We start from the raw sequence: 12,210 nt of genomic DNA, 5'->3' as shown, positions 1-12,210 counted from the left end.
GGTATTTCACATGTCTATTTCATTATCTAAAGGTCAAAAAGTCGATTTAACGAAAACAAACCCAGGTCTAACGAAAGTTCTCGTTGGCTTAGGTTGGGACACGAACAAATATGATGGCGGTAAGGATTTCGATTTGGATGCTTCCATTTTTGCAGCGAATGCAGCTGGTAAAGTTAGCAACGATTCCGACTTCATTTTCTACAACAACACCAAAAATGCGAATGGTTCCATCGAGCACAAAGGTGACAATCGTACAGGTGCAGGAGATGGCGATGATGAAGTTATCTACGTTGATCTTAGCGCAGTACCTGCTGAAACAGAGAAAATCGCATTCTGTATTACGATTCATGATGCGGAAGCAAGAGCGCAAAACTTTGGACAAGTTTCCAATGCTTATGTGCGTGTACTAAACGAAGGTTCTGGCTCAGAATTAATTCGTTTCGATCTTGGCGAAGATTTTTCCGTTGAAACAGGCGTAGTTATCGGTGAACTTTACCGTCATAGCGGTGAGTGGAAATTTAGCGCTATCGGCAGTGGATACAAAGATGGGCTAGCAGGTTTGGCACGTGATTACGGTTTGCAAACTTCCTAAGTTGGAAGTTGTAATAAAGGGGTGGTACTTTCAGGGTATCACCCTCCCTACTCTTCTTAATCAATTCGACTCGAGAAATGGTGTTCACTTGACCAGCTTTGTTGCGTTATGGATTGGAAATCAATGCTCCGAAGAGACGAATCGTGTTATTGGAGAATGATATAGATGAGGCTTGAAGCGCTTGAGGTTGAATAGCAAATAAAACAGGGGGTCCACCTTAATGTCAGACTTTTTTCAAAGTTTTGTAGATAACTTCATGAATTTTTTCAGTTGGGACGTGCTCTCGGCAACACTTACGGATCCCGTAAACTGGGGGATTATTGGTACCCTTATTATTCTAGAGGGACTTCTTTCAGCAGATAATGCACTCGTTCTTGCGGTTATGGTTAAGCATTTACCGAAGGAACAACAGAAGCGAGCGTTATTCTATGGTCTACTCGGTGCCTACATATTCAGGTTTGTTGCAATTGGTGTAGGAACGTTCTTAGTCCAGATTATGTGGATTAAAGTAGCCGGTGGTGCTTATCTCCTATGGATTGCCTACAGTAATCTCTTCAAGAAGAAACATGATAACCCTGAAGGCGGGGAAGTTAAAAATAAAGGTCTTTCCTTCTGGCGTACAGTATTAGCAGTAGAAGTCATGGATATTGCATTCAGCGTGGATAGTGTACTTGCTGCATTCGGTGTTAGTGACAAGGTGTGGGTATTGTTCCTTGGTGGTATTTTAGGTGTACTTATGATGAGAGGCGTGGCGCAAGTCTTCTTAAAGCTCATTGACAAGATACCGGAATTGGAAAAAACGGCGTTTATTCTTATTATTCTCATCGGTGCCAAAATGATTGCGGGTGCGTTTGGTTTCCATCTATCACACTTCGTGTTCTTCTCCTTAATTATTGCTTTGTTCGGAGGAACGATTATTCTAAGTTCACTTCGCAAGAAGAAGGCTGGATCTGTAAAAGGATCTTAAAAACTACATCATATGTTTAAACAAGGACAATCCCTCCGCTAAGGAGGGATTGTCCTTTCAACAAATAAGGGAGGAATCGGCATGCGATATTTCAATTATTTAACTGCGGATGAAGAGCAAGCTTTATTTTTCTTACCGCCGAATTCCTTCCATAATCATTCGCACAAAGAAATTCTAGCACATTCCATTGGTGCGGCTCTGTATATGCCAGCGACACGACTTACGTTTGCAGAAGACATCGCTTTTGGTAAAATCGAAGGCCTTGTTTCCGTTGTTCTTGATCTGGAGGATGCGGTAGGGGATAACGAGGTGCATGCAGCAGAGGAATCCCTGATTGGACAAATGAATCGAATTGCTCATTGGATTGATGTCGGCATTCTAAACGCAGATAATCTACCTTTGATTTTCTTGCGAGTAAGAAGTGTCAATCAATTGAATTATTTACTGGAACGGTTGGAGGATCATGTAGCCCTTCTGACAGGTATTGTATTTCCGAAATTCACAGCTGACAATGGAGAGGCTTATTTTCAAATTTTAGAGGATTATAATGATGAGAAAGCAGAAGCTGCGCCCACTTTGTATGGTCTGCCCATTTTAGAAACAGGAGCAATTATTTATAAGGAAAGTCGAACTTCTACCTTACTTTCGATTAACGAAATCATTGAGAAATATAAGCATTTGGTCTTAAATATTCGCATTGGTGCCACGGATTTCTCAAGCTTGTTTGGGCTTAGACGCAGCCCTGAGCGGACGATCTATGATATTGTACCTATTCGGGATTGCGTTGCAGACATACTTAATATCTTTGGGCGTATGGAGGCTTCTAACGTGATCTCTGGACCTGTGTGGGAATATTTCCCCACGAAAGGACTCATCAACGAAGTGATGCTGGATAAGGAAAATGGCATGATCGGCAAAACCATTATTCATCCTACGCACATTAAGCCCGTTCAATCCCTCTATACGGTCACGCATGAGGAGTACACGGATGCCACAAGTATTCTATCCAACAATCATGGGGATCTTGGCGTCATGAAGAGCGCGTATGGAAACAAAATGAACGAATTTAAACCCCATTCTAATTGGGCGAAGCGTATTCTTTTACGATCACAAATTTACGGGGTGCTGCATGAACAACAATCCTTTGATGGACTATACATTAGGCCTAACCGAGCGTACGTATAAAATAGCAGGTGATTTGGAGCTCCACATCACGGTGACCTCCAATCCGTATAACATCCCTTTGGATGCGTTATTCGCGATGGCGGCGAGAATTAATAAGAAACGGTCTTTTTTGTTTGTGAGTAAAGTATTAGGCAAGCATATCCCTTTGAATCCGTACACTTCGCTGCTAAGTGGGACGACATTAGCGCTATTACTGCAGCAAGCTTTAGAGGGCAAGGCGTCTGAAGAGAAGGTACGACTGGCAGTTGAAGGGCTTGTCTTTCCAGAGAATGCGGAAGCAGCCTATAAGACAGTCATGTCTGAGCGCATACAACTGCAGCAGCCCATCACGTTTATTGGATTTGCAGAAACAGCAACGGCAATTGGTCATGCGGTGTATGAGACGTTTGGACAAGGAAGTCATTATTTGCACACGACACGTGAAGTGATCGAAGAATCACCCTCCATCCTTCAGTTCGAAGAAGAGCATTCCCATGCTACGGCTCACTATGGTTACTCCGATGACCCTGCGATTCTTGGACAACCCGAAATTCTTGTTCTAGTGGATGATGAAATTACGACAGGTAAAACATCGCTCAATATCATTCGCGATCTGCAAGGGAAATATCCTAAGAAAATATATTATGTACTAGCACTCTTGGATTGGCGTACAGAGGAAGACATCTTACAATTTGCTCAATTAGAGAAGGAATTGCAAGTTACGATTCACGTTATTTCCTTGATAAGCGGATATACGAAGGTCCACGGTTCAAGCGAGAGCTTAGCTCTACAGCCGCCAAGCCCTCTAGCTGAGGAGCCTACAGGAGCTCTACAAATGTTTTATGTAAATGACCTATTCGCGCATGCACCTTTTGCAGGTGACCGTCCCTATTTGCAGCATAGTGGTAGATTCGGCCTAACACCCGTGAATACCGAACAACTAGACCGCTCCATCACGCAAACGGCAGAGCGGCTCAAGCGCAAGCGCACAGGTAGCAAGACGCTCTGTGTGGGTACTGGGGAGTTTATGTATATCCCGATGCGAATTGCTGCTGAAATGGGCGCAGGGGTCTCGTATCAATCGACGACTCGCAGTCCCATTCATGTCATCGAACAAGGTGACTATGCGGTGAAATATGGTCATGCATTTCCTTCCCCAGAGGATGAGAACGTTGTGAATTTCTTCTACAATATCGCATATGGCATGTACCAAGAGATATTTCTTTTTATGGAAAGAGAAACGACGCCATCCGCTTTGGAGCCGATCTTGCGCATTCTGCAAGCAAAGGGGCTGCACACCTTGCATATTGTCTTTTTCTCCCCTCAAACGGTGGACTGGAAGGAGGCTAGGGGATGGAAGATTGGCGATTCAGAGCTATAGAGGAGCCCCAACCGTTAGGCAGCTATCCTCCTTCTGATGTGACATTTTTACTGAAGGATATCAGCCATATACAGCTTGAGGTTGCCCTGGATGCAAGAGAACGGGCGATTCAATCCGGGACGCACTATTCCGAAATGCTTCCTAAGGAGCATCTGCCTTCCTCCGAGTATATGAACTTGTATCATGAAACTCTAAAGCTATCTGCAAGGAAAGTAGCTGTTTCCGTGGGGGCTGTTGCCGAGATTATACGGGCCAAGAAGGGGACGAATACGGTCCTTGTGTCCTTGGCTCGCGCAGGGACACCTGTCGGCATTTTGATCAAACGGTATTTGCAAGACATCCATCAGCTGAACCTGCCGCATTATAGTCTCTCAATAATTCGTGGCAAGGGGATAGATGAGAACGCTCTCTTATACATGTTGCAGAAGCATCCTGAAGCTAATCTGCAATTCATAGATGGGTGGACAGGCAAGGGGGCTATTCGTAAGGTGCTTACCCAAGCTTGTGACAAAATGGCAAAGGATTACGGGATCATCTTGGACGATGATCTTGCGGTTCTCGCCGACCCCGGTCATTGCACGGATATGTTCGGAACCCGCGAAGACTTCCTGATTCCGAGCGCATGCTTGAACTCGACGGTCTCTGGTTTAATGAGTCGAACGGTGTTGCGTGACGATCTGATTGGGCCTACTGATTTTCATGGCTCCAAATATTACAAGGAATGGTTGGAACACGATCAGTCAACGCATTTTATTGAAACGATCGTGCCTTATTTTAGTCAGGTATCAGAGGAAGCACAGGCGATTGCCAAGGATATGTTGTTGCATCCACCTTCCATATCTTGGCATGGCCTACGAGATATTCAAGCTATTCAAGCCACTTATCAAATGGCAGATATGAATCTGATCAAGCCAGGAGTGGGGGAGACAACGCGTGTCTTGCTCAGGAGAGTGCCGTGGCGGATCTTAGTAGATCGCATGGATAATCCGCATATTCGGCATATTCTGCTCTTAGCTGAGGCACGTGGTGTCCCTGTTGAAGTGTATCCAGGACTCACCTATTCCTGTTGCGGCCTCATACAATCTGTGAAAGGAGATGCCGAATGATTTATGCCAGTGATTTGGATCAGACCCTAATTTATTCTCAGCCCGAAGAACGTGCAGCGCATTGGGGGGATCGTATCATGGTCGCCGAGCTGATAGATGGCAAAGTACGGTCTTATATGTCCGCAGCCACGTATCAACGTTTGCAAGTGCTGATGAATGAGCTCATATTCATCCCTGTGACAACACGAACCATCGCGCAATATGTACGGATTCATCTCATCAGCCAAACCCTGAGACCCCAATATGCTGTGACAAGCAATGGGGGAAATATGTTGATCGACGGCAAGGTCGATACGGATTGGAGAGATCTCGTCAGGACACGTGTTAGCGAGACGAGTGCGCCAGTGGAAGATATTCGCCTAGCCATGCATGGCGTGTTAAGCCAAGATTGGGTAATCAGCTCAAGCTGGTGTGACGATCTCTTTTACTCCCATATCGTAGATCGCGACCGTATGCCTAAGCAGGAGATCGCTGATCTTAGCGCTGAATTGATGGGGATGGGCTGGCGGACTTCTGTTCAAGGTAGGAAGGTGTACATCGTCCCTGAGGCTGTAAGCAAGGGAGCAGCGGTTGCACACCTGAGCGAGATTCTTGGTGGACGAAAAGTCATCGCTTCCGGCGATTCTCTTCTAGATCAGAGTTTGTTAGACATCGCTGATTTCGCGATTGCTCCAGGTCACGGTGAGCTATTCCGCCAAGAGCAGATGGGACAGTCCGGGAAATATCGATTTACCGAGGAATCTGGTATTTTTGCGGCTGATGATATTACATCATTCGTACATTCCACACATGACGAGCACAAAAAGTTGCTCATAAAGGAGCCCTCATGAAAAAAGTATGGTTTAACCGCTGGTTCTCAGTCGCTTATCATTATATGAACAGCATTCGCAACAATGAGGACGGAGCTCCTTTCAAGATGTACGCAACCCATCCGGATCGAACGCACATGGCACTGCAAGCGGCTGATTATGCGGATACAGAGCCTGTTCTTGGCGACGATGATTACGTCGAATTTGCGCTCAACTTTTGTAAACAGCATGGGATTGATGTATTCATTCCTAGATTGCATATGTACGCGATTGCCAAACATATTAATGAGTTTGAGAAAATCGGTACACGTGTAACCGTTTGTCGTGATCTTGAGCTCCTTGAAAATCTGATGGAGAAGCAAAAGTTCTACGAATCCATCCGTCCGAAGGGGATTGTTGCCATTCCCGATTATCATGTGGTGAATACGGCCGAGCAGTTTCTTGAGGCGCACAGCGCCTTGACAGCAGCGGGTCATGGTGTCTGTATGAAGCCAACGAATGGTGAAGGCGGCAATGGATTTCGGCTTATCAGCAATAAGCGGAATGCGCTGAATGATATGTTTGGACCCGTCATGCCTTATCTCACGAAAGAGCAAGCCTACCAGAACTTCTCGACGGTAGAACGTTTTGATGACGTCATGGTTATGGAAGTACTGAATGGGCATGAATACAGTATAGACTGCCTAGCTTCCGCAACAGGCGAGCTTCTGGCTGCGGTTCCGCGTCGTAAAGCAGATGGACGATTGAGGCTGTTGGAGGAAGTACCAGAGCTGATTGAACTTGCTAATCGGGTAGCTGCTACCTATCGCATTCCTTTTAATTATAATATTCAAGTTAAATACAATCACGGTGTACCGAAGCTGCTAGAGATTAATCCACGGATGTCCGGCGGTTTACATGTCACCTGTTTAGCGGGCATTAACTTCCCATATCTGGCGGTGAAATCGCTTCTTGGTGGACAGGTTGAGGTCCAAAAACCGACTTTCGGCTTACTGGTAAGCCATATTGAGCAATATGTTATTATGAATCTCGGCGAATAATAAGGAGCGCGCATCATATCTTTGATAATAGATGATCATTCGTATCAATCAGCAAAGAGGGTGCGCGATATGACCGTAGGCGGGATTATCTTATTCGGAATTATTGTAACGCTAATTGTGATTGCAAGTGCAGAGAAAGCGGAATATGTGTCCAATTTTATCGATAAATAGTCATCTTTGAAGCCTGAAAAGGTTTCTTTTTTTTGCTTCGATTTGGTAGAATAGTAGATAGGTAGTTTCATTAGTGAAGGAGATTTAACATGCTGCAATTAAGCGATAGTCAACTTGCAACAATGTGGAGTCAAGGAGATGCGAAAGCGTTTAATCGACTTCTGGAGCTGTATAAGGACAGAATTTATCGACTGGCTTTTCGTATGCTACGTAATAAATCAGATTCCGAAGATGTTGTTCAGGAGACTTTTTTGCGAGCACATTTGAATTCACATCGATTTGATGCTACCAAGAACTTTTCCAACTGGATTTTTAGCATTGGCAAGAATGTAACCATTGATCTGATGCGGAAGAAGAAGAAAGAACTCTCCATGGACACGAGTGCGTTTCCTTCGCAAGACGAGCGCCCATTGATCGAGAAATTGGTGAGTCTTGAGAAGACGCCGGAGCTTCAACTGATTGAGCAGGAAACGTTTAGTCAGGTCGAGCAAATGATTCAAGATCTACCGGACAAATACAAAGATCTTATTGTGTACAAATATTATTTGGATATGTCCTTAGAAGACATCAGCCGTGAAGTGAATTTGCCTGTTTCTACGATCAAGACGAGGCTCTTCCGAGGTCGGAATTATATTAAAAGAAAATGGGGATCCTTATTCTTCATGTTGCATAGCTTATCCACAATGATCATTTTATAAAGGTAAGCCGATAAGGCTTATTTTTTTGCCCCCATTACCTTATGATAAGGAGCTTCTCATGAGTATTCCTAAATTGGATGCACCAAAACTTCCGAAAGAATTACCGATCATTACCTTGCAAGAAGGAAAATTTGAACCTGAGGATTGCTTTCATACAGGCATCATTAGTGATTGTGTAATTGATAATCAGTCTGCTTATAAAGTTGCATTTGATAAAATTATTTTCCGCAACGTGACCTTTACCCGGATTTCGATGAAAGAAATTGAGTTCACGGATGTTATTTTTGATCGGTGTGATTTGTCGAATGTGAACTTCACTGAAGCGACGATTCATCGTACAGAATTTCGTAATTGCAAAATTATGGGCATGGATCTCACGGGAGCCACGCTGCGAAACATCCTTTTTCAAGATTGTTTAGGGGACTTTGCAACATTCCGTATGGCTAATCTGAAGCAGATCACCTTTCAATCTTGTTCTTTAATGAGTTCTGATTTTTATGAGGCTACTTTGCAAAAGCTACAATTTGAGGTTTGCAAGTTGGAGCAAGCTCAATTTACAGGGGCTAAACTCGAAGGCATTGACCTAAGTACCTGTGAGTTTACCAGTTTAGGTGTAAGCATTGAGGATCTGCGGGGATGTATCATATCTAGAGGGCAGGCCTCGGTATTCGTAAGTCTTTTTGGGATCAAACTAAAGGAATAAAGTAAAGGACAGGTGAATGGAGGGGTAGACGGTGAAACTTGGATTTGATATTGATGATACCCTCATTAATCTAAGAGAGCATGCGTTTCATATTTACAACCACAAGTTGCAGCAGAATGTTGGGCTAGATGTGTTTCAAGCCCTGCCTTCCATGGAAATTCACAGTGCATTTGGATTATCCAAAGAGGAGGGTGGGAAGCTGTGGCACAGTCTACGCGATGAGATTTATTATTCCGACTGTGCGACATTTCCTCATGCGCGTGAGGTTCTGAATGAGCTGGTGGAACAAGGCCACGAGGTGTACTACATCACAGCTCGACCCAAAGATCATACGGAGCGCACGCGGCAATGGCTGATCGACCACGGATTCCCTGTCGCAGAGGGGCATTTCTTCTGTGGAATGAGTGATTCGGAGAAAGTACATATTATAGAGGCATTAGAGCTGGATTATTATTTCGATGACAAACCGGCGGTTCTGGAGACGTTAGCTCACTTGCCAGTCCGCAGTTATGTGAAGGACAGATCCTATAATCAACATCTGGCATTGCCGCGGATTACGTCGTGGGAAGAGTTGAATGACATGTTAAAAGGGTAAAAAGAGCTCGCATCGTTACAAAACGATGCGAGCACCTGGCCCAAGGGAGAGCAGATCTTGCTCTCCCTCTTTTTGTAGTTGTCGGAGCAACTCATCTGTATCCCGTTTCGGCGCATGGACGAGCAGCTTGAAGTTGCTCCGCATAGATTGGACCATCCGGCGGACATCGGGGAGTCCTTGGTGGATTTTGTAGCGGATGGCGCGTATTCGGCATCCGCGATCCTCATCTGGCAGCGCGAGTAATCGATGCGCTGTTGTTCCTTTGGCGGCATGCCCCGTGATCAGGATGCCATTATTGTTGTGATTACGCAGCATGTCGTAATACCACTGCGCTTTCACGGATTGCATCATGCCATCCGTGGTGATCCAAATGGCCGCGCGCGAACATGCGATGTCCTCCTGGAGTAGACGTTCGCGATCATCATCGGTAGAGATGATCGCAGAACGGGAGCTGCTTAAGGCTTCGGCTAATCGTGCAGCCATGCCGACCTTGAGCCAGCTTGAATGTTGAAGCATGAGCTTCATGGCTTCAATCAGCTCTTGCTCTACGCGGATCGGCGTATTCGGGTAGCGCTGCTCCATCAAGAGCAGCAGCTCCTGTCCCCGACCGCACACAGGAACTGGCAGCAGCAGCTGGCCGTTGGCGGCTAAGACGCGATCTGCTTCTATGAAAAGAGACTCGAGCTTTGACTCTTGTTCTTCGGTATCCGTGCTATAGGCAGCATCGAGGATGGCACCATCCAAGGCTGAACTTAGTTCAATCAGCCGCGGCGTGTCTGTGCCGAGCACAATAGAATCCTCGCTATAATCTCCCGAGTAGAAAAGTTGCTTTCCTTCAAGCTCAATCATAAACCAAATGGAACCAAGCATATGTCCGCTCCGTCCCCAACACACTCGCAGTTCAGGAGAAATAGTGAACCATTGCTGTGCGGGTACAGCATCTTCAATAAAAGCATATTTGACCGCTGCTAGATGGGTTTCATCGTAGGGCAACTCACCACCTTGTTGACGTACGTTGTTCCCCCAACTTGAATAATAACCAGGCAGTTGTTCGGCTGTAACTCTTGTCGTCCACACGACACCTGTGTATCCTAATTTGTATAATAGAGGGATCGCTATCGAATGGTCTTCATGGGCGTGAGATAGAAAAACCGCATCCAATGCGGCTACTTTAGCAGCATCTAGGAGTGGATATTCACCAATGCCTTCACGCTTTACCCCACAATCGAGCATGATACTGCTCCTCGTATTTCCAATCCAATAACAGGAGCGACCGTGTTCACCGGCTCCGCCCCATACTTCCACATGCATCATTACGCATTCCACTTTCTGTTTGAATTCATGTTGTTGACTATCAACAGCAGGATCGTCGTTATACCAACTGAAACGACAGCCATTGCCATGCCAAGCGAAATTTGACCTTGTTCAAATTGAGCGAAAATATATGTCGCCGACGTCTGCATCGACGGCGGGAGTACCATCATCGACGCGACGAGCTCGCGGAGCGAGATGGTGAAGGTCATCATCCAGCCGGCGATAATGCCCGGCAGCAGAAGGGGTAAGACGATACGTCGGAACACGTACCACGGCTTGCCGCCGAATACTTGCCCGGCTTGCCGCAAGGATTCGTCTAGTTGGCCGTTGCGTGCCTTGACGTATTGCACGGTGTACGGCAGGAAGAATACCACGTACGTGAGGACAACCATGCCGTAGGTGTTGTAGAGATGGAGCGGCATCCAAGCTGAATTCCATAGCATGATGAGTCCGACCACAAGGACCATATCGGGAACGGTGTTCGGCAGCAGGCTGAACATGTCTGTAATCCGTTCCGGCAAGCGCTTGCCGCGCCCGATCGTGAGGGCGAACCACGTACCGAGCGCTGCCGCTAAGCAGGCCGCGAGCAAGGCGAGACCCATGCTGTTCGTCAAGGCCTTCATGCTCGGTGAACCCCAAGTCAGAAGCTCACCGTAATGGCGAAGCGTGAGATTCGTCCAAGCGAGACCATTCCCCCTCAGCTTCATGAGTGAAGCTGAGATGATCGAGAAATAAGGGATGCCAATCGCGGTGGCGAGCACCATGATTACGTACAGCCAGGCGAGAGCACGCTGCCAGCCGCGGTAGCCCATGACTTTGCCCTGTGAGCTTTTACCGCTTACCAGGTTATAAGAGTGCTTCCGAACAACTAGAGACTGCACGTACCAAAGTACGAGACAAGCCATCAGAAGAAGTGAAGCAAGCGAAGTCGCTTTCCCAAAATCCACAGGCCAGCTAGAAATCGATGCTTGAATTTCCGTTGTGAGAACGAAATAGCCGATACGTTTACCGAACGTGATAGGTGTACCAAACTCGGCCAGTGTTTTAACAAAAATGAGCAAAGCGCCCATGATATAGCTGGAGAAAACAAGCGGCAGTAGCACCCGCCGTAATGTATAAGAATAGCTAGCCCCATGTACAGCAGCAGCTTCTTCTTTATTTCCACCAATTTGCACAATAGCATTGCGGAGAATGAGATACAGGAATGGAAACAAATGTAAACTCATAATGGTGATCATACCGAACAGGGTGAAGAAATGTGTGCTAACCCAGTGTGCACCTGGAAAAAATTGCTCTAAGTATCCTCGCGGCTGCATGAAGAGAATCCAACCCATTGAGCCGATGTATGGCGGTGTCATAAAAGGGATTAGTAACACAATATCTAACCAGCGATGCTTACGAAGTGGTGTTTTGGCCATGATCCAAGCGAGCGGCAAAGCAAGCAACGTACTGCCAACGACTACCCAAATGCCCAGCATGAAAGAATTTGTGAATACACCCGATAAATCTTTTTCGATTACGGTTCGTAATGGGGCTAGGAGATCTAATGTCCCCTTGGTCCAAATACTTTTCCAAGCCACGAATAGAAGAGGAAGGACGACTAGCATGGCTAGTAACAGCAATGCTAAGTACGTCCCTGTGCGTTTTACGATCATCTTGTCGTCATCCCC

Annotated in this window: 12 protein-coding genes; 10 read left to right on the top strand and 2 right to left on the bottom strand. The window is 46.1% G+C overall.

The genetic code is table 11. The features are described 5' to 3' along the window. Positions 1-10: 10 nt before the first annotated feature. From J2736_RS26385 to J2736_RS26340, 10 genes are all read left to right on the top strand, one after another. Positions 11-592 carry a TerD family protein gene (locus tag J2736_RS26385; protein ID WP_310501576.1) on the top strand — a complete coding sequence of 194 codons (582 nt, stop codon included), beginning with the start codon at positions 11-13 and terminating at the stop codon, positions 590-592. Positions 593-812: 220 nt separating this feature from the next. Beyond that, positions 813-1,559 (top strand): TerC family protein, encoded by a 747-nt coding sequence (locus J2736_RS26380; protein ID WP_310501575.1) that lies wholly within the window; start codon positions 813-815, stop codon positions 1,557-1,559. Positions 1,560-1,640: 81 nt separating this feature from the next. Then, positions 1,641-2,744 (top strand): HpcH/HpaI aldolase/citrate lyase family protein, encoded by a 1,104-nt coding sequence (locus tag J2736_RS26375; RefSeq protein ID WP_310501574.1) that lies wholly within the window; start codon positions 1,641-1,643, stop codon positions 2,742-2,744. Beyond that, the gene (locus J2736_RS26370; protein WP_310501573.1) at positions 2,689-4,104 is read left to right on the top strand and encodes a phosphoribosyltransferase family protein; all 1,416 of its coding nucleotides are present in this window, start codon (positions 2,689-2,691) and stop codon (positions 4,102-4,104) included. The genes J2736_RS26375 and J2736_RS26370 overlap by 56 nt, the downstream gene beginning before the upstream one ends. Then, a complete protein-coding gene (locus J2736_RS26365) occupies positions 4,077-5,210 on the top strand; it encodes a cysteine protease StiP family protein (RefSeq protein WP_310501572.1) in 1,134 nt (377 codons plus the stop codon). Before J2736_RS26370 ends, J2736_RS26365 begins: the two co-directional genes overlap by 28 nt. Further along, positions 5,207-6,040, top strand: coding sequence for an HAD family hydrolase (locus J2736_RS26360; protein WP_310501571.1), 834 nt, complete (start codon positions 5,207-5,209; stop codon positions 6,038-6,040). The genes J2736_RS26365 and J2736_RS26360 overlap by 4 nt, the downstream gene beginning before the upstream one ends. Next, positions 6,037-7,059: an ATP-grasp domain-containing protein gene (locus J2736_RS26355; protein WP_310501570.1), complete on the top strand. Its 1,023-nt coding sequence runs from the start codon at positions 6,037-6,039 to the stop codon at positions 7,057-7,059. The genes J2736_RS26360 and J2736_RS26355 overlap by 4 nt, the downstream gene beginning before the upstream one ends. 260 nt (positions 7,060-7,319) lie before the next feature. Further along, positions 7,320-7,928 (top strand): sigma-70 family RNA polymerase sigma factor, encoded by a 609-nt coding sequence (locus J2736_RS26350; RefSeq protein WP_310501569.1) that lies wholly within the window; start codon positions 7,320-7,322, stop codon positions 7,926-7,928. Between the two features lie 58 nt (positions 7,929-7,986). Continuing rightward, a complete protein-coding gene (locus tag J2736_RS26345) occupies positions 7,987-8,631 on the top strand; it encodes a pentapeptide repeat-containing protein (protein WP_310501568.1) in 645 nt (214 codons plus the stop codon). A 31-nt stretch (positions 8,632-8,662) separates the two neighbouring features. Then, positions 8,663-9,226, top strand: a complete 564-nt coding sequence (locus J2736_RS26340; protein WP_310501567.1) for a 5' nucleotidase, NT5C type — start codon at positions 8,663-8,665, stop codon at positions 9,224-9,226. A 15-nt stretch (positions 9,227-9,241) separates the two neighbouring features. On the opposite strand, the gene J2736_RS26335 is transcribed toward J2736_RS26340, so the two are convergent. Further along, on the bottom strand, positions 9,242-10,540 hold the full coding sequence (locus tag J2736_RS26335; RefSeq protein WP_310501566.1) for an MBL fold metallo-hydrolase: 1,299 nt from the start codon (positions 10,538-10,540) through the stop codon (positions 9,242-9,244). Continuing rightward, positions 10,540-12,195 carry an ABC transporter permease gene (locus J2736_RS26330; RefSeq protein WP_310501565.1) on the bottom strand — a complete coding sequence of 552 codons (1,656 nt, stop codon included), beginning with the start codon at positions 12,193-12,195 and terminating at the stop codon, positions 10,540-10,542. The genes J2736_RS26335 and J2736_RS26330 overlap by 1 nt, the downstream gene beginning before the upstream one ends. Positions 12,196-12,210: the final 15 nt, after the last annotated feature.

It is taken from the genome of Paenibacillus qinlingensis (assembly GCF_031455095.1).
GTDB lineage: Bacteria > Bacillota > Bacilli > Paenibacillales > NBRC-103111 > Paenibacillus_E > Paenibacillus_E qinlingensis_A.
Note: the sequence above shows the minus strand (reverse complement) of the source record. Positions and strands in the feature narration are given on the sequence as shown.